At 62.4% G+C, this 22,699-nt stretch carries 19 protein-coding genes and 1 tRNA gene; 17 read left to right on the plus strand and 3 right to left on the minus strand.

Going from position 1 to position 22,699, the window contains the following annotated elements:
- Nucleotides 1-7: 7 nt before the first annotated feature.
- The 16 genes from OUZ45_RS01710 to gyrA all read left to right on the plus strand — a co-directional run bounded on the left by OUZ45_RS01710 (nt 8) and on the right by gyrA (nt 19,369).
- On the plus strand, nt 8-1,516 hold the full coding sequence (locus OUZ45_RS01710; RefSeq protein ID WP_266168158.1) for an NADH-quinone oxidoreductase subunit M: 1,509 nt from the start codon (nt 8-10) through the stop codon (nt 1,514-1,516).
- A gap of 2 nt (nt 1,517-1,518) precedes the next feature.
- On the plus strand, nt 1,519-2,964 hold the full coding sequence (nuoN, locus tag OUZ45_RS01715) for an NADH-quinone oxidoreductase subunit NuoN (protein WP_425601655.1): 1,446 nt from the start codon (nt 1,519-1,521) through the stop codon (nt 2,962-2,964).
- Between the two features lie 132 nt (nt 2,965-3,096).
- A tRNA-Met gene (locus OUZ45_RS01720) sits at nt 3,097-3,173 on the plus strand.
- Nucleotides 3,174-3,388: 215 nt separating this feature from the next.
- A complete protein-coding gene (locus tag OUZ45_RS01725; RefSeq protein WP_266168159.1) occupies nt 3,389-3,919 on the plus strand; it encodes a ribosome maturation factor RimP in 531 nt (176 codons plus the stop codon).
- 49 nt (nt 3,920-3,968) lie between these two features.
- On the plus strand, nt 3,969-5,474 hold the full coding sequence (nusA, locus tag OUZ45_RS01730; protein ID WP_266168160.1) for a transcription termination factor NusA: 1,506 nt from the start codon (nt 3,969-3,971) through the stop codon (nt 5,472-5,474).
- A gap of 128 nt (nt 5,475-5,602) precedes the next feature.
- A complete protein-coding gene (gene infB, locus OUZ45_RS01735) occupies nt 5,603-8,434 on the plus strand; it encodes a translation initiation factor IF-2 (protein WP_266168161.1) in 2,832 nt (943 codons plus the stop codon).
- 166 nt (nt 8,435-8,600) lie between these two features.
- Nucleotides 8,601-8,981 (plus strand): 30S ribosome-binding factor RbfA, encoded by a 381-nt coding sequence (rbfA, locus tag OUZ45_RS01740; RefSeq protein ID WP_266168162.1) that lies wholly within the window; start codon nt 8,601-8,603, stop codon nt 8,979-8,981.
- Nucleotides 8,981-9,919, plus strand: coding sequence for a tRNA pseudouridine(55) synthase TruB (gene truB, locus OUZ45_RS01745; protein ID WP_266168163.1), 939 nt, complete (start codon nt 8,981-8,983; stop codon nt 9,917-9,919). The genes rbfA and truB overlap by 1 nt, the downstream gene beginning before the upstream one ends.
- 163 nt (nt 9,920-10,082) lie before the next feature.
- Complete coding sequence (gene rpsO, locus OUZ45_RS01750; RefSeq protein WP_266168164.1) at nt 10,083-10,352, plus strand: 30S ribosomal protein S15; 270 nt, start codon at nt 10,083-10,085, stop codon at nt 10,350-10,352.
- 83 nt (nt 10,353-10,435) lie between these two features.
- On the plus strand, nt 10,436-12,541 hold the full coding sequence (gene pnp / locus OUZ45_RS01755) for a polyribonucleotide nucleotidyltransferase (RefSeq protein ID WP_266168165.1): 2,106 nt from the start codon (nt 10,436-10,438) through the stop codon (nt 12,539-12,541).
- Nucleotides 12,542-12,749: 208 nt separating this feature from the next.
- Nucleotides 12,750-13,817 carry a poly(R)-hydroxyalkanoic acid synthase subunit PhaE gene (locus OUZ45_RS01760; RefSeq protein ID WP_266168166.1) on the plus strand — a complete coding sequence of 356 codons (1,068 nt, stop codon included), beginning with the start codon at nt 12,750-12,752 and terminating at the stop codon, nt 13,815-13,817.
- A 9-nt stretch (nt 13,818-13,826) separates the two neighbouring features.
- A complete protein-coding gene (locus OUZ45_RS01765; protein WP_266168167.1) occupies nt 13,827-14,894 on the plus strand; it encodes a class III poly(R)-hydroxyalkanoic acid synthase subunit PhaC in 1,068 nt (355 codons plus the stop codon).
- Between the two features lie 20 nt (nt 14,895-14,914).
- Nucleotides 14,915-15,106, plus strand: coding sequence for a PspC domain-containing protein (locus OUZ45_RS01770; protein ID WP_266168168.1), 192 nt, complete (start codon nt 14,915-14,917; stop codon nt 15,104-15,106).
- A gap of 97 nt (nt 15,107-15,203) precedes the next feature.
- Nucleotides 15,204-16,214: an S-methyl-5-thioribose-1-phosphate isomerase gene (mtnA, locus tag OUZ45_RS01775; RefSeq protein WP_266168343.1), complete on the plus strand. Its 1,011-nt coding sequence runs from the start codon at nt 15,204-15,206 to the stop codon at nt 16,212-16,214.
- Complete coding sequence (locus OUZ45_RS01780; RefSeq protein WP_266168169.1) at nt 16,214-16,624, plus strand: GtrA family protein; 411 nt, start codon at nt 16,214-16,216, stop codon at nt 16,622-16,624. Before mtnA ends, OUZ45_RS01780 begins: the two co-directional genes overlap by 1 nt.
- Before the next feature lie 138 nt (nt 16,625-16,762).
- Nucleotides 16,763-19,369 carry a DNA gyrase subunit A gene (gyrA, locus tag OUZ45_RS01785; protein WP_266168170.1) on the plus strand — a complete coding sequence of 869 codons (2,607 nt, stop codon included), beginning with the start codon at nt 16,763-16,765 and terminating at the stop codon, nt 19,367-19,369.
- A gap of 83 nt (nt 19,370-19,452) precedes the next feature.
- Here the strand turns inward: gyrA and OUZ45_RS01790 are convergent, their stop codons facing one another.
- The 3 genes from OUZ45_RS01790 to OUZ45_RS01800 all read right to left on the minus strand — a co-directional run bounded on the left by OUZ45_RS01790 (nt 19,453) and on the right by OUZ45_RS01800 (nt 21,633).
- On the minus strand, nt 19,453-19,749 hold the full coding sequence (locus tag OUZ45_RS01790) for a hypothetical protein (protein WP_266168171.1): 297 nt from the start codon (nt 19,747-19,749) through the stop codon (nt 19,453-19,455).
- A gap of 222 nt (nt 19,750-19,971) precedes the next feature.
- Nucleotides 19,972-20,592, minus strand: a complete 621-nt coding sequence (locus OUZ45_RS01795; protein ID WP_266168172.1) for a M23 family metallopeptidase — start codon at nt 20,590-20,592, stop codon at nt 19,972-19,974.
- Nucleotides 20,593-20,676: 84 nt separating this feature from the next.
- Nucleotides 20,677-21,633 (minus strand): AraC family transcriptional regulator, encoded by a 957-nt coding sequence (locus tag OUZ45_RS01800; protein WP_266168173.1) that lies wholly within the window; start codon nt 21,631-21,633, stop codon nt 20,677-20,679.
- Between the two features lie 161 nt (nt 21,634-21,794).
- Here OUZ45_RS01800 and OUZ45_RS01805 point away from each other — a divergent pair, with 161 nt between their 5' ends.
- Entirely contained in the window at nt 21,795-22,679 is an 885-nt protein-coding gene (locus OUZ45_RS01805; RefSeq protein WP_266168174.1) for an NmrA family NAD(P)-binding protein, read from the plus strand.
- Nucleotides 22,680-22,699: the final 20 nt, after the last annotated feature.

Consider the following 22,699-nt stretch of genomic DNA (forward strand, 5'->3'; position numbering starts at 1 on the left):
CAGATCCATGTTCAATCACTTGCTCAGCCTGCTGATCTGGCTACCCATCGTCGGTGCCATCCCGGTGCTGCTCGCCGGCTCCGGACGTCCCAACGTTGCACGTTGGACCGCACTGCTGGTCGCCGTGCTCACCTTCGTGTTCAGTCTCTACCTGCTGTCGCAGTACAACGCGGCGGACAGCGCCAAGCAGCTGACCGAAAGCCACATGTGGATCGCCTCGCTCGGCGTTCACTACAGCCTGGCTGTGGACGGCATTTCGATCGCCCTGATCCTGCTGACGACCTTCGTCGGCATCCTGGTGATCGTCGGCGCGTGGGAAGTCATCCAGAACAATCCGCACCAGTACATGGCCGCGATGCTGGTGCTCGAAGGCCTGATGATCGGCGTGTTCTGCGCCACCGATGCCTTGCTGTTCTATGTGTTCTTCGAGGCCATGCTGATCCCGATGTTCATCCTCATCGGTATCTGGGGTGGTCCGCGCCGCGTGTACGCGACGATCAAGTTCTTCATCTACACCTTCCTTGGCTCCATCTTCATGCTGGTGGGCCTGATCTACCTGTATCTGAAGGCGGGCACGTTCGACCTGCAGGCGCTGGCCGCGCTACCGCTGAGCATGAAGGAGCAGAGCTGGCTGTTCTTCGCCTTCCTCGCCGCTTTCGCAGTGAAGGTGCCGATGGTGCCGGTGCATACTTGGTTGCCGGATGCCCACGTGGAGGCGCCAACGGGTGGTTCGGTGGTGCTTGCCGCCGTGATGCTGAAGATCGGTGGTTACGGCTTCCTGCGATTCTCGCTGCCAATCGTGCCGGATGCGTCCGAAGCCTATGCCTGGGTGGTGATCGGCCTCAGCTTGATCGCGGTGCTCTACATCGGCTACGTCGCGCTGGTGCAGGAGGACATGAAGAAGCTGGTGGCGTACTCGTCCGTGGCGCATATGGGCTTCGTCACGCTGGGTATCTTCATCGCCTTCATGCTGGTGCGTGGCGCCGGCAACATGGATGCCGCCAAGCTCGGCATGCAAGGTGCGATGGTGCAGATGATCTCGCACGGCTTCGTGTCGGGCGCGATGTTCTCGTGCATCGGCGTGTTGTATGACCGCCTGCATTCGCGCCAGATCAAGGACTACGGCGGCGTCATCAATGTGATGCCCTGGTTCGGCTTCTTCTACGTATTTTTTGCCATGGCCAACAGCGGTCTGCCGGGCACCAGCGGTTTCGTGGGCGAGTTCCAGGTGGTGCTGGCCAGCTTCCAGGCCAATCCGTGGATCGCGCTGTTCGCCGCCTTCACCCTGATCATTGGCGCGGCCTACACGCTGTGGATGGTCAAGCGCGTGATGTGGGGTGACATCGCCAATCCGCACGTGGCCGAGATGAAGGACATCAACGGCCGCGAAGTCTTCGTGCTGGGCGCCTTTGCCGCCGCGGTGCTGGTGCTCGGCGTGTGGCCGCAGCCGTTGATCCATTTGATGGATAGCTCCGTGACGCAGCTAGTGCAGCAGCTTGGCAACCACAAGATCTGAGAATGACCATGCCGAATATCAATGACATTCTGATCATGCTGCCGGAGCTCTATCTGGTGGTGGCGGCGTGCCTTCTGTTGCTGCTGGACGCTTTCATGAAGCCCGAGCAGCGCCATTGGCTGCACTGGCTTTCGGTGGGCGCGCTGCTGATGGCCATCTATCTGGTGGTGGCGGGGCAGCCGGCCCAGCCGGTGGTCGCTTTCGGCGGCATGTTCGTGCGCGACGGCGTGTCGGAGATTCTCAAGGCCTTCGCCTTGCTCAGCACGGCGCTGGTGTTTGTCTATGCCAAGCCGTATCTGATCGATCGCAAGCTGTTCGTTGGCGAGTTCTACACGCTGATGATCTTCGCGGTGATCGGCGTCATGCTGCTGGTGTCGGCCGGAAGCCTGGTTACCGTATACCTTGGCCTAGAGCTGCTGACGCTGTCTTCGTACGCGCTGGTAGCGTTGAACCGCGACTCGCAGTTGTCCTCCGAGGCGGCGATCAAGTACTTCGTGCTGGGTGCGCTGGCCTCGGGCATGCTGCTGTACGGTATGTCGATGGTCTACGGCGCTACCGCCACGCTGGATCTGGCCAACCTGCACACCGCAGCCGCCCACACCGGTGCGCCGAAGCTATTGCTGTTCGGCCTGATCTTCATGATCGTAGGCATCGGCTTCAAGCTCGGTGCCGCGCCGTTCCATATGTGGATACCGGACGTGTACCAGGGCTCGCCGACGGCGGTGACCATCTTCATCGGCTCCGCGCCGAAGCTTGCCGCTTTCGGCATGGCCTACCGCCTGCTGGAGTCGGGCCTGGGTGATCTTTCGCACCATTGGCAGCAGATGTTGGCCGTGCTTGCGGTGCTGTCGCTGGCGATCGGCAACCTGGTCGCCATCGTCCAGACCAACCTGAAGCGCCTGCTGGCCTATTCGACCATCTCCCACATGGGTTATCTGTTGCTGGGCCTGGTCAATGCCGGTCCGGAAGGCTACGCCTCGGCGCTGTTCTATGCGATCAGCTACGCGCTGATGAGTACCGCTGCTTTCGGCGTGATTCTGGCGCTGGCCCGTGCGGGCTTCGAGTGCGAGGAGATCGACGATTTGAAGGGCCTCAACCAGCGCTCGCCCTGGATGGCCTTTCTGATGATGCTGGTGATGTTCTCGCTGGCTGGTGTGCCGCCGATGTTTGGTTTCTTCGCCAAGCTGCTGGTACTGCAGGCGGCCATTCACGCTGGCATGATGTGGCTGGCCATCGTCGGTGCGGTGTTCGCCATCATCGGCCTGTACTACTACCTGCGCGTCGTAAAGGTGATGTACTTCGACAAGCCGGTCGAGGGCAGCGAACTGAAGATGCAGGCCGATCCGTCGGTGCGCGTGGTGCTCTCCTTGAACGCGATCTCCCTGCTGGTGCTCGGCCTCAGCTGGGGGCCGCTGCTGGGGTGGTGTAAGAGCGTGTTTCCGGGTTGATGACGGGCGGCGATTCGGTTCGCCGTCGTCTATCGATCCATGGTTCTGAAAGAAAGTTGATAAAGCATTGAAAGAAATTCACGAGATCGCTTGCAAGAATTCGGCCATCTCGTTAAACTCTTCAAACTCTGATGCGGGGTGGAGCAGTCTGGCAGCTCGTCGGGCTCATAACCCGAAGGTCGCAGGTTCGAATCCTGCCCCCGCTACCAGATCTTTCTTAGAACAAGAAAGCCTCCTCGTGAGGCTTTTTTGTTGGGCGCAAGGATGCGTCGCACGGTCGTCACAGGTCGGTTGATACTGATACGTGCGCGGTGCCCGGAAAGAGTCTGGAAGGGTCGGGACATCGGCGAGAACGCTCTTGAAAAAGAGCAGGGAATGGGCCGCTTGAGCCCATTTTTTGTTTCTGGCGACGGTAGACGGACTTATGGATACGCAGGCACTAGCACAACGCTTCACCGAGGTACTGGCCGATCTGGGCCTGGAATGCATCGGCGTGGAGTTCTCCCCATCGCAGGGGCAGAGTACCCTTCGAGTTTATCTGGACGTGCTCCACCAGGAGGGAGAGGGCCGCGAGGTCAATCTCGACGACTGCGAGTCGGCCAGCCGCGAGCTGTCGGCCATGCTCGACGTGGAGGATCCGATCCCCGGACACTATTTGCTGGAGGTGTCCTCGCCAGGGATCGATCGTCCGCTTTTCACGGCAGCGCAGTTCGCCAAGGTCAGTGGCCAGGAAGTGAAAGTGCTGCTGAAGGCGCCGATCGATGGTCGACGCCGCATGCGCGGCAAAGTGGTAGCGGTGGAAGGCGAGCGGGTGACGCTGGAAGCCGAAGGCAAGACATTTGAGTTTGAGCACGGGGCAGTGGAAAGCGCGCGTGTCGTACCGGATTGGGTGGCGCTCGGTTATGTGCCGCAGCCCAAGCCGGGCAAGGGTCCGGCCAAGAAGGCCTCGAAGTAATCCATTCAAGAGCGATCGGGCGCCAGATAGCGTCTACGGAGTTGCTGCAATGAGCAAAGAATTGTTGCTGGTGGTCGATGCGGTTGCCAACGAAAAAGGCGTGCCGCGCGAAGTGATTTTCCAGGCCATGGAGGCCGCGTTGGCTTCGGCCGCGAAAAAGCGCTACCCGGACGAAGATCCGGATATCCGCGTGTCCATCGATCGCCATAGCGGCGAATACGAAACCTTCCGTCGTTGGGAAATCATCGCCGACGACGGCGAGATGGAGTCGCCGTTCCATCAGCTGCGCCATATGGACGCCGTTGACGAGCGCGAAGACGCGCAGATCGGCGAGTACATCGAACAGCAAATCGAGAACGCAGAGTTCGGTCGCATCGCCGCGCAGGCCGCCAAGCAAGTGATTGTGCAGCGCGTTCGCGAGGCCGAGCGCCAGCAGGTGGTCGACGCGTTCCAGGAGCGTGTGGGCGAGCTGATCACCGGTATCGTCAAGCGCGTCGAGCGCGGCAATCTGTATCTGGACTTGGGCAGCAACGCCGAAGCCTTCATCCCGCGCGACAAGACCATCCCGCGCGAGTCGGCCCGCGTCGGCGACCGCGTGCGTGGCTATCTGTACGAGGTGCGCTCCGAAGTGCGTGGCCCGCAGCTGTTTGTGTCGCGCGCCGCACCGGAATTCATGATCGAGCTGTTCAAGCTCGAAGTGCCGGAAGTCGGCCAGGGCCTGGTCGAGATCAAGGGCTGCGCCCGCGATCCGGGCGATCGCGCCAAGATCGCCGTGGTGGCCCATGACAGCCGCACCGATCCCATCGGCGCCTGCATCGGCATGCGCGGTTCGCGCGTGCAGGCTGTGTCGAACGAGCTCAACGGCGAGCGCGTGGACATCATTCTGTGGCACGAGAACCAGGCCCAGTACGTCATCAATGCGATGGCGCCGGCGGAAGTGCAGTCCATCATCATGGACGAAGAGAAGCACTCCATGGATATCGCCGTGGGTGAGGAGAAGCTGTCTCAGGCCATCGGCCGCGGCGGCCAGAACGTGCGCCTCGCCAGCAAGCTCACCGGCTGGCAGCTCAATGTGATGACGCAGGATCAGGTCACCGCCAAGAGCGAAGCCGAGCAGGAATCCGCCCGCCAGCTGTTCATGGACAAGCTGGAAGTGGACCAGGAAATCGCCAATATCCTCGTGCAGGAAGGTTTCTCCAGTGTCGAGGAAATCGCTTACGTACCGAGCGCCGAGCTGCTGGCCGTGGAAGGCTTCGACGAAGACATCGTCGAAGAGCTGCGTGCCCGCGCCCGCGACGCCTTGCTGACCGAGGCGCTGGCGGTGGAAGAGGGCATCGACGAACACCAGCCGTCGGAAGAGCTGCTCGCTCTGCCGGGTATGGACGAGTCGACCGCCTATGAACTCGCTGCGCGTGGCGTGGTGACGGTGGACGATCTGGCCGACCAGGCCATCGACGACGTGATTGATATCGAAGGCATGGACGAAGAGCGCGCCAAGGCGCTGATCATGGCCGCACGTGCGCCGATGATCGCGCGATTGGAGAAGGGCGGCTAACCGCGGGCGGCCGCGCCCTGGAAGGGCGCGCCGGGAAGGCTCTGCGGAGTCTTCCACCATGGACGGAGGTGGCTGTGCAGGCTTGGCCGTACAGACGATAAGCGCGGGAACGGCGGAGAAAGAACACGATGTCGGACGTAACGATCAAACAACTCGCCAAGGTACTTGGCATGCCGGTGGACAAGCTCCTCGGGCAGCTGGCCGAGGCCGGCATGAAATTCTCCGATCCGGAGCAGGTCATCAGCAGCACCGAAAAGGTGAAACTGCTGGGCTTTCTGCGCCGTACCCACGGCAAGGCCGAGGAGACCGCCGAAGCGGAGGACAGCGCGCCGCGCCAGATCACGCTCAAACGCCGTAAGGTCAGCGAGCTGAAAGTGGCCACGCCTGGCGCGCGCGGCGCGACGGGTGCCAAGACGGTAAACGTGGAAGTGCGTGCCAAGCGCACCTACGTGAAGCGCAGCGTCATCGCCGAAGAAGCTGGCGCGGACGTGGAGCGCGAGGACGCCGTGCGCAAGCTGCAGGAATCCCACCAGCAGCGCGAGCATGAAGAAGCCGAACGCGTCGAGGCCGAGCGCCGCCGCCAGGATGAGGCACAACAACGCGCCGAGGCTGAGCAGCGCAAGCTAGCCGAAGCGGAGCAGCGTCGCCTGCAGGCTGAGGCCGAGGCTGCCGCGCAAGCCGAAGCTGCGGAAGCTGAGGTCACGGAAGAAGTCCGCGAGGAAGAACCCGCTGTGGTCGAAAGCGCTCCCCAGGCCGAGGTGGTCACACTGAAGGATAAGGCCGCCCCGGTCCAGCAGACCGTTCAGAAGATCGATCCGAAGTCGCTCGGTATGATCCTGCCGCGCATTCATGAGCCGCGCCGCCGTGAAAAGCTGGTCGTGCCGCCGCCGGCTGCAGCGCCCGCACCCGCACCCGCACCAGCGCCCACGCCGGTTAAGGCAGCAACAACGGCAGCAGCGCCGGCACCGGCAGCTTCCGCCGATGCAAACCGCAACAAACCCAAGCACGGCCGCGATCGCGACGAGGGCCCGGGTGGCAAGCGTTTCGCCGCTGGCGAGCTGCATCTGTCCGATGCCGATCGCGCGCGTCGCTCCAGCAAGCGCGGCAAGCCCGGCAAGGGCGGCCAGCGTGAGGCCGTGCGCGGCGGGCACAGTGCTGCCGCTGGTGCGCACGGATTCTCGCGCCCGACCGCGCCGGTGGTGCGTGAGGTCGTGATCGGCGATGCCAACGTGGTCGCCGAGCTGGCTCAGAAGATGGCCGTCAAGGGCTCGGAAGTCGTCAAGGCGCTCTTCAAGATGGGCGTGATGGCGACCATCAACCAGACCATCGACCACGACACCGCGGTGCTGGTGGTCGAAGAGCTGGGCCACACCCCGGTTGCCGCCAGCAACGACAATGCTGAGGCCACGCTGGCTGCACACACGCAGAGCGCCGAGCTGGAAGGCGAGAAGATGCCGCGTCCGCCGGTGGTCACCATCATGGGCCACGTCGACCACGGCAAGACTTCGCTGCTGGACTACATCCGCCGTACCAAGGTCGCCTCGGGCGAAGCCGGCGGTATTACCCAGCATATCGGTGCATATCACGTGGAAACGCCGAAGGGCGTGATCACCTTCCTCGACACCCCCGGCCATGCCGCGTTTACCTCGATGCGTGCCCGTGGTGCGCAGTCGACGGACATCGTGGTGCTGGTGGTGGCGGCCGACGATGGCGTGATGCCGCAGACGGCGGAGGCCGTGCAGCATGCGCGCGCCGCCAAGGTGCCGCTGATCGTGGCAGTCAACAAGATGGACAAGTCCGACGCTAACCCGGACCACGTCAAGCAAGGCCTCGGCAATCTCGAGGTGATTCCGGAAGAGTGGGGTGGCGACACGCCGTTCGTACCGGTGTCGGCCAAGACGGGCATGGGCATAGACGCCCTGCTCGACGCCATTTCGGTACAGGCCGAAGTGATGGAGTTGACGGCGGTCGAAGATGGCCCCGCATCCGGTGTGGTGATCGAATCCAGTCTGGATCGCGGTCGCGGTCCGGTGGCGACGGTGCTGGTGCAGCAAGGTACGCTCAAGCGTGGCGACTTTGTCGTCTGCGGTATCGAGTACGGCCGCATGCGTGCACTGGTCGATGAGAACGGCAAGACCGTGCAGGAAGCTGGCCCGTCGATCCCGGTACAGGTGCTTGGCCTGTCCGGCGTGCCGGAGTCGGGTGACGACTTCGTGGTGGTCGCCGACGAGCGGCTGGCTCGCGAAGTGGCCGCCGAGCGTCAGCTCAAGCGTCGCGAGACGCGCATGGTCAGCAAGGCTAATCGCCTTGAGGACATCATGGCCCTGATGAGCCAGGGTGCCGAGCAGCAAACGCTCAACATCCTGGTCAAGGCCGACGTGCAGGGTTCGGTCCAGGCGCTGCGCGAGTCGCTGAGCCAGATCGGCAACGAGAACGTGAAGGTCAACGTGATCGCGGCCGGCGTCGGCGGCATCACCGAGTCCGACGCGACCCTGGCGGCGGCGTCGAAGGCGCTGGTCATCGGCTTCAACGTGCGTGCTGACGCTTCGGCCCGCAAGGTGATCGATACCGCCGGCCTCGATGTGCGCTACTTCTCGATCATTTATGACGTGATCGATCAGGTGAAGCAGGCGGCTTCTGGCCTTCTCGGCAAGGAAGTGCGCGAAGAAATCATCGGCGTGGCCCAGGTGCGCGAAGTGTTCCGCAGCTCCAAGTTCGGCGCCGTGGCTGGCTGCATGGTCATCGAAGGTACGGTCAAGCGCAGCAAGCCGATCCGCGTGCTGCGCGACAACACCGTGGTCTTCCAGGGCGAGCTGGAGTCGCTGCGCCGCTTCAAGGACCTGGTCGACGATGTGCGCAACGGCATGGAATGCGGTATCGCTGTGAAGCAGTACAACGACGTCAAGGTGGGCGACCAGATCGAGTGCTTCGAGCGCATCGAAGTGGCCCGCACACTGTAAGAACTAAAGGGAGTGGAGTGAGTAGCGAGGGCGCGAAAACTCCACATCCCAAGTAGTCAGGGGCCCGGACAAGTGGTTGTCCGGGCTTTTTCGCTTGTCGTAGCCCGCGATGTTGGCGCCCTCGCCATTCGCTCGTCGCCTCAAAAGGCGTTTAAGGAGTTCCCCCATGCCCTCACGCGACTTCAAACGCACCGACCGCGTTGGCGCCGAGCTGCGCCGCGAGCTGGGCCTGCTGGTCCACGCCGCTGTGCGCGACCATGGCCTGCCGTCGGTTAGCGTGTCGGATGTGGAGGTCACCCGCGACCTGGACTGGGCTACGGTGTGGGTCACGGCGCTGTTGCCCGACCAGTCCGTACCGGCGGTAAAGGCTTTGAATGAACTGGCCTTCGAATTCCGACGCTCGCTGTCACGCAGCATGCGCCTCCGCCGCGTGCCGGAGCTGCGTTTCAAATACGACGATTCAGTGGACAAGGGCGAGCGCATCGACACGCTGCTGCGCGAACAAGCGCGCGATCTCGGTCCACGCGAGGAAAGCGACGAGGACTGATGGGCCGCATCCGTTTCCGCGACCTGCACGGCATCCTGCTGCTGGACAAGCCGCTAGGTCTCAGTTCCAACCAGGCCCTGCAGGCGGCTCGCCGGCTGCTCCGGGCCGAAAAGGGCGGCCATACCGGCGCCCTCGATCCGTTGGCTACCGGCCTGCTGCCCTTGTGCTTTGGCGAGGCCACCAAGATCGCGGGCAGTCTGCTTGGTTCGCGCAAGGCGTATGTCGCCGAGTGCCGTTTGGGCGTGACCACCACGACCGCGGATCTCGAGGGCGAGGTGCTTCGTGAGCGTCCGGTGCCGATGTTGGGTGACGCGGTCATCGAAGCGGCCCTGGCCAAGTTGCGAGGACGCATCGTTCAGGTGCCGCCGGTCTATTCCGCACTCAAGCAGGAAGGCGAACCGCTTTACCTGAAGGCACGCCGGGGTGAGGCTGTTGAGGCACCACCGCGCGAAGTGGAGGTATTTCGGCTCGATCTGCTTTCCCGTACAGCGGACAGTCTGAGTCTTTACGTGGAATGCGGATCGGGTACCTACGTGCGGAGCCTGGCCGTCGACCTCGGCGAGGATCTGGGCTGCGGCGCCCATTTGACCGCGCTGCGCCGTCTCTGGGTCGAGCCGTTCCGTGAGCCGGTGATGGTGACCTTGGACCAGTTGCACTTAGCGGCGGAGCAGGGCGATGCCGCCATGGACGCTCTGGTGCTTCCCGTGGCTGCTGGTCTGGCCGACTGGCCGGCGCTGCGACTGGACGATGCCCAAAGCCTGGCCGTCTCACAGGGACGCCAGATTCTGCTTTCGGGGATGGCCGCCGGTCGTTGCGCCGCTTTTGCGCCGGATGGGCGGTTGTTGGCCTTGTGCGAGCTGGACTCGGAAGGAAAGTTGCGCATCCTGCGCGGCTTCAACTTGCCGCCGCTCATGTCTGACATGCCGAAGACAAGCTAACGGCGTGATTGTCATGGTCTTGTTGTAGTGCGCTCCAGCTCGCTACAATACACCGCTTGTTCCAGAGCTTTCATTCATCCAGCCGAAGCTTGCGCAACGTCATCGTGCGGTGACGTTGCGCAAGCTTCGCATCCGTTTTTAAGTTTTTAAGGAAGAGATACTCATGTCCCTCACTGCAGAACAGTCCGGCAAGATCATTGCTGACTTCGGCCGCGTGCCGAACGATACCGGTTCGCCGGAAGTCCAGGTGGCCCTCCTGTCCGCCCGAATCGACCATTTGACCGACCACTTTAAGGCCCACAAGCAGGATCACCATTCCCGCCGTGGTCTGCTGCAGATGGTCAATCGCCGCAAGAGCCTGCTCGCCTACCTCAAGAAGAGCGACCAGGCCCGCTATCAGAGTTTGATCGAACGCCTCGGCCTGCGTCGTTAAGACTTGGGTTTTGCGTTCCTCCATGAACGCGAAAGTCAAAAAGCGGCCATTCATGGCCGCACTTCCCAAATCAGGATAAGACAGTGGCGAAAGTAACCAAGTCATTCCAGTACGGTAATCACGAAGTCACGCTGGAGACGGGCGAAATCGCCCGCCAAGCATCCGGTGCGGTCATGGTCAGCATGGGCGGCACCGTGGTGCTGGTCACCGCCGTCGCAGCTCCCAAGGCGCGCGAGGGGCAGGATTTCTTCCCGCTCACCGTCGACTACGTGGAAAAGTTCTATTCCGCCGGCCGTATTCCGGGTGGCTTCTTCAAGCGCGAAGGCCGCCCGACCGAGAAGGAGACGCTGACTTCGCGTCTGATCGATCGTCCGGTGCGTCCGCTGTTCCCGGAAGAGTTCCGGAACGAAGTGCAAGTCATCGCGCAGGTGATCTCGCTCAACCCCGAGGTTGACGGCGATATCCCGGCATTGCTTGGCGCCTCCGCCGCGCTGAGCCTGGCTGGCATCCCGTTCAAGGGCCCGGTCGGCGCCGCTCGCGTCGGTTACGCCAACGGCAAGTACCTGCTCAACCCCAGCGTCACCGAGCTGAAGACGTCCGAGTTGGACCTGGTCGTCGCCGGTACAGCCAACGCGGTGCTGATGGTCGAATCCGAAGCCAAGCTGCTCAGCGAAGAAGTGATGCTGGGCGCCGTGGTGTTCGGTCACCAGCAGATGCAGTCGGCCATTCGTGCGATCGCCGAGCTGGCTACCGAGGCGGCCAAGCCGTCGTGGGACTGGCAGCCGCCGTCGCGTAACGAGGCGTTGGTCGTCGCCATCAAGGGCGCCGTCGGCAACAAGCTGGAAGAAGCCTTCCAGGTGCGCGACAAGCTGCAGCGCCGCGACGCTATCGCCGCGATCAAGACGGACGTCCTGGACTCGCTCAAGGCGCAGGCCGAAGAGAAGGCCTGGTCAACCGCCGATCTGGCGAAGGAATTCGCTGAGCTCGAATACCGCACCATGCGCGACAGCGTGCTGAAGACCAAGGTGCGCATCGACGGCCGCAAGCTGGACGACGTGCGTGCGATCAGCGTGCGCGTCGGCGTGCTGCCGCGTACCCACGGCTCGGCGCTGTTCACTCGCGGCGAGACGCAGGCGCTGGTAGTGGCCACGCTGGGTACCACGCGTGATTCGCAGATCATCGATGCGCCGGAAGGCGAGTCGAAGGATCCGTTCCTGTTCCACTACAATTTCCCGCCCTTCTCGGTGGGTGAGGCCGGTCGTTTCGGTGCGCCGAAGCGTCGCGAGATCGGCCACGGCCGCCTCGCCAAGCGTGGTGTGCAGGCGGTCAAGCCGAGCATCGAGGAATTCCCGTACGTGCTGCGCGTGGTCTCTGAGATCACCGAGTCGAACGGTTCCTCGTCGATGGCTTCGGTCTGCGGCTCCTCGCTGGCCATGATGGACGCCGGTGTGCCGCTGAAGGCGCCGGTGGCCGGTATCGCCATGGGCCTGGTGAAGGAAGGCGACGATTTCGTCGTGCTATCCGACATTCTTGGCGACGAAGATCACCTCGGCGACATGGACTTCAAGGTGGCCGGTAGCGCCGACGGTATCTCCGCGCTGCAGATGGACATCAAGATCGACGGCATCACCGAAGAGATCATGAAGGTGGCGCTGGAGCAGGCCAAGCGTGGTCGTCTGCACATCCTCGGCGAGATGGCCAAGGTCATCAGCACGCCGCGTTCGGAGATGAGCGAGTACGCCCCGCGCCTGCTCACCATCAAGATTCATCCGGACAAGATCCGCGAAGTCATCGGCAAGGGTGGCGCCACCATCCGCTCGATCACCGAAGAGACCGGCACCACCATCGACATCAGCGACGACGGCACCGTGATCATCGCCTCGGTGAATCGCGAGGCAGCCAATGCGGCCAAGGCGCGCATCGAGCAGATCGTGTCCGACGTCGAGCCGGGCCGCATCTACGAAGGCAAGGTCGCCAAGTTGATGGACTTCGGCGCGTTCGTCACGATCATGCCGGGCAAGGACGGTCTCGTTCACGTCTCGCAGATTTCCAGCGAGCGCGTGGAGAAGGTCTCCGACAAGCTGAAGGAAGGCGATATCGTCAAGGTCAAGGTGCTCGAGGTGGACAAGCAGGGCCGTATTCGCCTGTCCATGAAGGCCGTGACCGAGGACGAAGGCGCTAGCGTCTAATCGCGTCCCTGACGTCGTTTCAGCAAAGGCCCGGCGCAAGCCGGGCCTTTGCGTTTGTGGTTTAGGGATGCTTTGAACCTATCTGCGGAACCTGCCTACGGGGCAGGTGACGCCTCCATAGACAGGTTCAGAACATTCCTGGTGCGTGTGCGGCAATCATCTGCGCATGCTTTTGCTAGGATGCTCGTGTGCAGACGAGGATGAAAGCATGAGCGACCAAGCTACCGATTTTCTCAAGCAGTATCAGACTTGGGCGCAGCAATCCTGGGATACCTGGATGCAATCGCTGCAAGCGCCTTCCCCTCATCCCTTTCAGCCGTTCCAGCGAACCGCTTCATCGCCCGCCGATGACTTGCTGGGGCGCGCATTAGGCGGTTTGAAGAGCTATGCCGATTGGTTGCAGGCCGCGGCAACCAGCGGCATCGTGGGGCAAGGGCAGGGCGATTGGCAGCAGTCGCTGCGCCAGTTGTTCACAGGTGGCAGCCAGCCGTTCGCGCAAGCTTTCGCCGGGATCGACAACGCTTCCGCTCAGGGTTTCGCGCAGCAATGGCAAGCCTGGTTACAGGCTGTGCAACCAAACGGCTTCGGCGTGCCGCCCCATGGCTTCGGTGATTTGCCCGGTATGGGCGACATACCCGCCTTCGGCTACACCCGCGAGCGGCAGATGCAACAGCAGATGCTGGCCGACGCGATGCGCGAGTACGCGGAAACCTCCGCGCGCTACCAGTCATTGATCCTGCGTGCCAATGCGCAGGGTTTCGAGCAGCTGCAGGAAAAGCTTTCGAAGCATATGGAGCCGGGCCGGCAGGTGGAATCACTCAAGGCGCTGTATGACCTCTGGGTGGACGCCGCCGAAGAGGCTTACGCCGAGATCGCGTTGTCCGACGAATTTCGCGAGGCGTACGGCGCCATGGTCAATGCGCAGATGCGCGTGCGCAAGCTGCAGCAAGAGCAGCTTGAGGCACTTTGCCGCGAGCTGGGCATGCCGACCCGCAGTGAAGTTTCCGCATTGGGCAAGCGCGTGCAGGAGCTGCGGCGCGAGATGCGGGCGACCACCACAGCGCCTGCTGCCAATGACGAAGTGTCGGCTTTGCGCGCCGAACTGGCCGCGCTCAAACGTAAGCTCGCAAGTCGTTCGGAACCGGCGACGGTAGCGACCAAAAAGGTCGTGTCCGCACCGATGGATGTGGATGCCACGCGGGTGCGTAAGTCAGCGTCGGCTCGCCGCGCCACGACGACGGCCCCGGTACGTGGCGCCCCGCGCAAGCGCAAGTAAGGATTCCTCATGTTTACACCCCTACGCATCGATCCGGCCAAGGTCCTCGGCGAAATCACCGCCTTCCAGCGCAAGCTCGCAGCGGGGATGGAAAGCCTGCGCGGCCTGCATGAACCGGAATACGCCAACACCCCGCGCGAAGCGATCTATCGTGAAGACAAGCTCACCGTCTGGCACTTCAAGGGCACCGGCAAACCGACGTCCAAGACGCCGTTGTTGATCGTCTATGCGCTAGTCAACACGGTATGGATGACGGATCTACAGGCCGATCGCTCGCTGGTACGCAATCTGCTGGAGCAGGGCGAAGACGTCTATCTGATCGACTGGGGCTATCCGGACGGCGCCGACCGCTGGCTGACCCTGGACGACTACATCAACGGCTATCTCGACCGCTGCGTCGATGTCGTGCGCCAGCGACACGGGCTGGATGCGGTCAACCTGCTGGGTATCTGCCAGGGCGGCGCGTTCTCGCTGTGCTACACGGCCTTGCATCCGGAGAAGGTGAAGAACCTCATCACCATGGTCACGCCGGTGGATTTCCAGACGCCGGACAACATGCTGTCGCACTGGGTCCAGGACCTGGATGCGGATATGTTCGTCGATACGCTGGGCAACATCCCAGCCGAGTTGATGAATTGGGTCTACCTCACGCTCAAGCCGGTGCGGCTCAACCAGCAGAAGTACGTGAGCCTGGTCGACATCTTCGACAACCGGAAAGAGTTGGAGAACTTCTTGCGCATGGAGCGTTGGATCTTCGACTCGCCGGATCAGGCCGGCGAGGCATTCCGCGAATTCATCAAAGACTTTTACCAGGGCAACAAGCTGGTGAAGGGCTCGCTCACTATCGGCGGCAAGCCAGTGGACCTGGGCATGGTGACCCAGCCCGTGTTGAACATCTTTGCCGAGCAGGATCATCTGGTGCCACCGGATGCCTCGCGCGCGCTGGGCAAGCATGTCGGCACCACCGATTACACCCAGTTGGCGTTCAAGGGTGGGCACATCGGCATCTACGTATCCAGCCGAGCACAGCGTGAAGTGCCGCCGGCCATTCACCAGTGGCTGCGTTCGCGCGATTGACGCCCCTGAGTGGAGACTGCATGAGCAACGAGAAACGACTGTGCCGTTCCAGCAGCCAGCGCATGCTGGCTGGGGTATGTGGCGGTATCGCCGAGTACTACGGCTGGGACCCCACCATCGTGCGCGTGGCATGGATCGTCCTGACCCTGCTCGGCGGCTCCGGTATCCTGCTCTACCTGATCCTGTGGCTGGTGATGCCGGAAGCGTCCTGAGCACGCCTCCGCTCGGCCACGCATCCAGCCCAAGTTACAACGCGGACACCCTAAATCCGCGAGCCCGTCTTTGCATGAGTGAACGACCCGCATGACCATGGACTACGACCGTTACGACCGCATCCGCGCTGTGCAGTGGCAAGGCGATCGCCTGCGCTTGCTTGACCAGCGCCTGCTGCCGCGCGAGGAACGCTGGATCGATTGTCTCGACGCCGGCCAGGTGACCCAGGCCATCCGCGATCTCGCCGTGCGAGGCGCGCCGGCGATCGGCATCACCGCAGCGTGGGGCGTGGTACTGGCGGCGAAGCAGGGCGCGTCGCAGGACCTGGCGTTGGCGCAACTGCGCGCTGCGCGTCCCACCGCCGTCAACCTGATGTGGGCGCTGGACCGCATGAAGGTGTGCATCGCTGCCGGCGCCGATGCGGCAGCGCTTGAGCGCGAGGCGCAAGCCATCCAGGACGAGGATTTGGCCGCCAATCGCCACATGGGTGAACTGGGTGCGGGTTTGATCGCACCACACTCTGGCGTACTCACGCACTGCAATACCGGTTCGCTCGCCACGGCGGGCTTTGGTACGGCCTTGGGCGTGATCCGTGCTGGCGTCAGCGCGGGCCGTATCGAGCAGGTGTATGCCGGTGAAACGCGCCCGTGGCAGCAAGGGGCGCGCCTCACCATGTGGGAACTGGTGCGCGATGGTATTCCGGCCAAATTGATCGCCGACTCCGCCGCATCCCATCTGATGCGCTCAGGTACGGTGCAATGGGTGATCGTTGGCGCCGACCGCATCGCCGCCAACGGCGACACCGCCAACAAGATCGGCACCTATCAGCTGGCCATCGCCGCGCGCCACCATGGCGTGAAGTTCATGGTGGTGGCGCCGTCGTCGACGGTGGACATGGCGACGCCATCCGGCGAAGACATCGATATCGAGTTGCGCGATCCGGCCGAGCTGTTGGCTGTGGCCGGCCAGCGCACGGTGGTGGAAGGCGCCGAAGCGTGGAACCCGGTGTTCGATGTGACGCCAGCGGAACTGATCGACGCCATCGTCACCGAGCGAGGCGTGATCGAGCGCCCGAATACGTTGGCCATGCAGGCGCTGTTCGGCTAATGAAGCTGCGGCGCGAAGCAGGTTTGTTCTTCATTGGCGGTGTCATCGGCCTGGTGGTCGATGCCGGTGTGGTGCAGGCATTGGTCGGACTGGCGGACTGGAATCCGTACCTTGCGCGTGTCGTGTCGTTTCTGCTGGCTGCAACGGCCACCTGGTGGTGGAACCGTCATTACACCTTCGCGCATCGACAGAGCGGCCGCTCGTTGCCCATGGAGTGGCTGCACTGGATGGGGTTGATGACCGCGGGAGCGCTGATCAACTACGGCGCGTACGTCCTCATGCTGATGACGTTTCCGCATCTGCAGCGCTGGCCGGCGCTGGCTGTTGCCGTGGGCTCCTTGGTAGCGGCACTGGTCAATTTTTCGACAGCGCGCGGAATGCTTTTCAAGGGCTCCAATAGCGCCGTTTAAGTAATTGATTTTGCTAATATAAATACTGTCGTTTTGACGGCGTTCGTGTTACACTCCACCAGTTGTTTTCGGGTCGCTTGTGCGTGCGGCTAAAGCGCGCGCGTTGCGGCCTTTTTTCTTCATCAGGGAAGCCGATTGATGGCAGAACTCGCCAAAGAAATCATCCGCGTCAACATCGAAGACGAGATGCGCCAGAGCTATCTCGATTACGCCATGAGCGTGATCGTGGGCCGCGCTCTTCCGGACGTTCGCGATGGTCTGAAGCCGGTGCATCGTCGCGTGTTGTTCGCGATGAACGAACTGAGCAACGTCTGGAACAAACCGTACAAGAAGTCCGCCCGTGTGGTCGGTGATGTCATCGGTAAATACCATCCGCATGGCGACGCTTCCGTTTACGACGCCATCGTGCGCATGGCTCAGCCATTCTCGCTGCGCTACATGCTGGTCGACGGTCAGGGCAACTTCGGCTCGGTCGACGGTGATAACCCCGCCGCCATGCGATACACCGAGGTGCGCATGGCGCGCCTCACCCAGGAGCTGCTGGCCGACATCGACAAGGACACTGTCGATTTCGGGCCGAACTATGACGAAAGCGAGCACGAGCCGCTCGTGCTACCAACGCGCGTGCCGAATCTGCTGATCAATGGTTCTGCCGGTATTGCCGTTGGCATGGCGACCAACGTGCCGCCGCACAACCTCACCGAAGTGGTCGCGGCGACGATCGCCCTGATCGACGACCCGTCACTATCGATCGACGATCTGATGCAGTTCATCCCGGGGCCGGACTTCCCGACGGCGGGCATCATCAACGGTTCGTCGGGCATCATCGAGGCTTATCGCACCGGCCGTGGCCGTATCCTTGTTCGCGCGCGGGCCGAGATCGAAACCGAATCGAACGGTCGCGAGACGATCATCGTCCATGAACTGCCGTATCAGGTGAACAAGGCGCGGTTGATTGAGAAAATCGCCGAGCTGGTGAAGGAAAAGAAACTCGAAGGCATCAGCGAACTGCGCGACGAGTCCGACAAGGACGGCATGCGCGTCGTTATCGAAATCCGTCGCGATTCGATGGGCGACGTGGTGCTGAACAATCTGTTCCAGCAGACGCAGCTGCAGGTCACTTTTGGCATCAACATGGTCGCGCTGCTGGACGGCCAGCCGCGGCTATTGAACCTCAAGGAAATTCTTGAGGCTTTCATCCGCCATCGTCGTGAAGTCGTCACGCGTCGCACGATTTTCGAACTGCGCAAGGCTCGCGCCCGCGCGCATATCCTTGAAGGTCTCACCGTCGCGCTGGCCAACATCGACGAGATGATCGAGCTGATCCGCACGTCGGCGTCGCCGCAGGAAGCGCGTGAGCGCATGCTGGCACGCAAATGGCAGCCAGGCATGGTTTCCAGCTTGCTCGCCGCCGCCGGTGCCGAAGCGTCGCGCCCGGAAGACATGGATCCGCGCGACGGTTTGAAGGGCGACGGTTATCAGCTTTCGGACGTCCAGGCGCAGGAAATCCTGGCGATGCGCTTGCATCGCCTGACCGGCTTGGAGCAGGAGAAGCTTTCCGACGAATACCGCCAGATACTGGAAGTCATTCGCGGCCTGATCGAAATCCTTGAAGACCCGGAGCGCCTGCTCGCAGTCATCCGCGGTGAGCTGGAAGCCATCAAGGAAGAGTTCGGCGACACACGCCGCACTGAAATCCAGCACTCGCAGGAAGACCTCAACGTTCTCGACCTGATCGCGCCGGAAGACGTGGTGGTCACGCTGTCGCACACGGGGTACGTGAAGCGCCAGCCGGCCAGCACCTATCGTGCGCAGCGTCGCGGTGGCAAGGGCCGTTCCGCTTCCGCGTTGAAGGATGAGGATTTCGTCGAGCAGCTGTGGGTGGTCAATACCCATGACACGCTGCTCGCCTTCACCAGTATCGGTCGCGTGTACTGGCTCAAGGTGTACCAGATGCCGGAATCCGGCCCGAATGCGCGCGGCAAGCCGATGATCAACTTGCTGCCGCTCGGCGAAGGCGAGAAGGTGCAGGCGGTGTTGCCGGTACGCGAGTATAGCGACGACCGCTTCGTGTTCTTCGCCACCAAGCACGGCACGGTGAAGAAGACGCCGCTGACCGAGTTCGCGTTCCAGCTGCAGAAGGGCAAGATCGCTATCAACCTCGATGAGGGCGATGCGCTGATCGGCGTCGAACTCACCGATGGCAACAGCGATGTGCTGCTGTTCGCTTCTAACGGTAAGACGGTGCGCTTCGACGAAGGCGAAGTGCGCTCGATGGGCCGTACCGCCACGGGTGTGCGCGGCATGAAGCTGGGCGAAGGCGCAGAAGTGGTGTCGCTGATCGTCGCTGCCGAAGGCGACATCCTTACCGCTACCCAGCGTGGCTACGGCAAGCGCACCGTGCTCGACGAGTTCCCGAAGAAGGGGCGCGGCACGCAGGGTGTGATCGGCATCCAGTGCTCGGAACGCAACGGCACGCTGGTGTCTGCGGTGCAGGTCACCGAAGCCCACGAGCTGATGCTGATCTCCAACCAGGGCACGCTGGTGCGTACCCGTGTGGCCGAGGTTTCGCAGCTCAGCCGCAACACTCAGGGCGTCACCCTGATTCGCCTGCCGGCCGAGGAGTCTCTGGTCAGTGTGGTGCGGTTGGATGCGGAAGAAGAGAACGGCGAGGAAGCTGAAGTGGCGGAAGGTTCGTCACCGGAAGGTTCGGCCCCGGCCGAGACCGGTGGCGACGAAGCCTGACGGTATCGTTGCTTGAATGAAAAGAACCCGGCCAAGGCCGGGTTTTTTTTTGGCTGAAGCAAATTCCCACGGCCCCATCGCAGCTAGTTGTAGCTGGCTGTCACCACCGTAGCACCCGGCTTTGCGTACTCAGCGAAGTAGTCGAGCAATTCAATCGATGATGATTGTCGCGAAGCGCCCAGCGATCGGCTGGTCACTACATAGGTTGCGAGATCGACGCGGCTCGCTGGAACATGAGTAACGCTTTGCCAGGCCGAGGCAGGGCTGACAACGGCGCCTAGAAAGCCGATAGATCCCGTCGAGCCGGCAGCGAACGTGGGCAAGCAGACGGCCAGCATCAATACGGCGAAAAGTGGTGGCGCAATGCGATACGCGTCCATAGTGTTCCCCTGCGTGATGGTTCCTGTGAGGACTATTCCATTGGATAAATCTCACATGGCGCATATGTACGCGCTTCACAACGGGGTTTCAATTAGACGTTTCCTAGTCGCCGCTATCGAAGCGGTCTACTTGTTACCTTCTTCAGTGGGAAATTCGACTACGGCAAGTGGAGCGGGCAACTCTGCAGTCCGTTCGATATCGCCGCCCTCGGATGGCGGTAGCTATGTCTGTCCCTTGCCAAAAGCCTCGATGGAGGCATAGACGCCCAGCAGCTTGAAACGCTGGAAGGCATAAGGAATACCTTCGGCGCTCAACGGCAGGTTGGCATCGGCAACATGCAGATGAAGATGCGGCCCGGTTGATTCGCCTGTATAGCCGAGTTGTCCGATGACCTGACCACGCCGCACGTGTTCACCCGGCTTTACCCTGACGCTGCGGGGCTTGAGGTGCTCGTAGAACACATGGCGCCCATCGCCCAGATCAAGGCTGACGTAGTTGCCGCTGGCCTGTTCCAGCGGCACCTTGTTGCTGGCGTTTGCTGTAACCGAAGGGTTCTCCAGTATGTCGTCCCTGGCCGAGGCGATCACGCCATCCGCTACGGCCAGCACCTCCGCGCCATAGCTCAGCCAATGCGTCGCCTTGTCTTCCTCGCCATGAACGTAGCGGCCCTGGTGATCGACCTTGATCCAATCGATGGCGAAGCGGCCGGGGATGTGAGCCGCGCCGTTCACTGCATAAAGCACGCGTCGATGGCCTCGCGGCCACGAAGCATCGTAGATCGCCGCCCACGGACCGCCGCGCAGCGGAGGCCCTAGTAACAACGGATGCGATGGTTTGCGCACCGTGAGTTTGGCGCCCCCGATGCGCAAGGCGACGTATGGACGCCTACCATGATGCGGTGACTAAGGTGTCGCCAGTGCGAGACGTCAGGCGGCATTCGCCTGACGTCTCGCCGTGCCCGGCGGCACGCCGATATAGCGCTTGAACGCCCGGTTGAAGGCCGCTTCGGATTGGTAGCCGAGCTGGTCGGCGAGATCGGCGATGGCGATCTGGCTTTCTTTCAAGCGGGTCAGCGCCATATGCATGCGCCAACGCCCGATGTAATGCATGGCCGGCGTGCCGACCAGCTCGGTGAAGCGCGCTGCGAAGGCCGAGCGCGACATCGCGGTTTCGGAAGCCAGCATCGCCAGTGTCCAGGCGCGTGCGGGCTCACGATGGATCAGCAACAAGGCGCGTCCGATCTGCTTGTCCTGCAATGCGCCCAGCCATCCGGTCTGCGCAGCGGGGTCGCGTTCGATCCACTCGCGGATCGCCTGGATCACCAGGATATCGGCGAGTCGTGTAATGACCGTTTCGCCGCCCGGTCGCAGGGTCTCTGCCTCGGCCGCCATAAAGCGCAGTGTGTCCCTGATCCAGTCCGTCTGCGAGGAGGGCTGGGGCTGGATGCGGATGACCTTGGGCAGCAACTGGATCAGCTGGTGAGCTGCCGGATGATCGAAACGCACCGCGCCGCACACAAGGCTGGTGCTTGCGCCACCACCGCCTTGCCGAAGGACTTCATAGCGCTCGCTGATCATCTCGCGCGGCAGTTCGAACAGCGGCGCGGCGGTCGCGCCGGGAGCGCTGACCAGCCGATGCCCTTCGCCATGCGAGACAAGCGCCAGGTCGCCAGGCTGCAGTAACCAGGGCGGATCGCCGTCGACTTCCAGCCAGCATTGGCCGGTGGTGACGACGTGGAACATCAAGCATTGCGGCATCAGCGGAAGCTCGAGTCCCCACGGCGCGGTGAACTCGGAGCGGCAATAGAACGTGCCACTCATGCGCAGGAAATGCAGCGCCTCACCCAGTGGGTCGACGGACGCCCAGACGTCCTGATTGTTCATGGAGAACGCGCCCCCCCATACCGTGCCACGCGATAGCCGATTGTGGACGAACAGACAAGAAACAGCGACTGGCTGGCATGGTGGGCCGAGGCCCGGGTTCTCAGACTGACAACCGTGCAAAGGCGCGGTGCCTCTGCCTCTTATCGTGAAAGGAGAACCTCATGATTACTGTGATGGGAGCGACCGGACATACCGGAGCCCGATTGGTCGAACTTCTGTTGAAAGCAGGCGAGCGCGTACGTGCCTTGGGGCGTTCGGAATCGCGGCTCGCTGCCATGGCCGAGATCGGTGCGGAAGTGTGCGTGGGTGAACCGACTGATGCCAGATTCCTGGCGGAGGCATTTGATGGTGCGTCGGCGGTTTACACCTTGCTGGCTTATGACATGCAGACACCAAACTATCACGCCATGCAGAACGCGCAGGGCGTGGCTATCCTGCATGCCCTGCGCGAAAGCGGCACGCGTCACGTTGTGTTTCACAGTAGTGTCGGTGCTGAACTGCCGTCCAGTACTGGTCCGATCGCCAGTCTGCATGCGCATGAAGCACGGTTGCGCGGAACGGGCGATATCAATGCGCTGGTTCTTCGCACTGGCGCGCTGTTCGAGAATTTCTACGGGGCGCTTGAGCCGATCCGGCAGCTGGGCATGTACGGCGATGCGATGGCTCCCGACGTAGCCATCCCCATGATCGCTACACGCGATCTCGCGGATGCCGCCGCGAAGGCATTGATTGCGCGCGACTGGCAGGGTTTCGTCGTGCGAGAGCTGCTTGGGCCGCGCGATCTCAGTTATACGGAAGCGACGCGCATGCTCGGAGAAAGCATCGGCCGCTCCGATCTGATTTATACGCAGCTGTCCTACGAGGACACGGTGGCGGTGCTGCGCGAGGCCGGCTTCTCGGAAGACATGGCCGGCCTCTATGTGGAGCTGACCCAAGCGATCAATCAGGGGCGTGTGCACTCACTTGAAGGGCGCAATCCAGCCAATACCACGCCCACTTCCTTCGAGACCTTCGCGCAGGACTGGGCCCTGGCTTACGGCGCCTGACGCATCGGCGTCTGGCGGCG

Origin of the sequence: Dyella subtropica, assembly GCF_026283965.1 — a bacterium.
Lineage (GTDB): Bacteria > Pseudomonadota > Gammaproteobacteria > Xanthomonadales > Rhodanobacteraceae > Dyella_D > Dyella_D subtropica.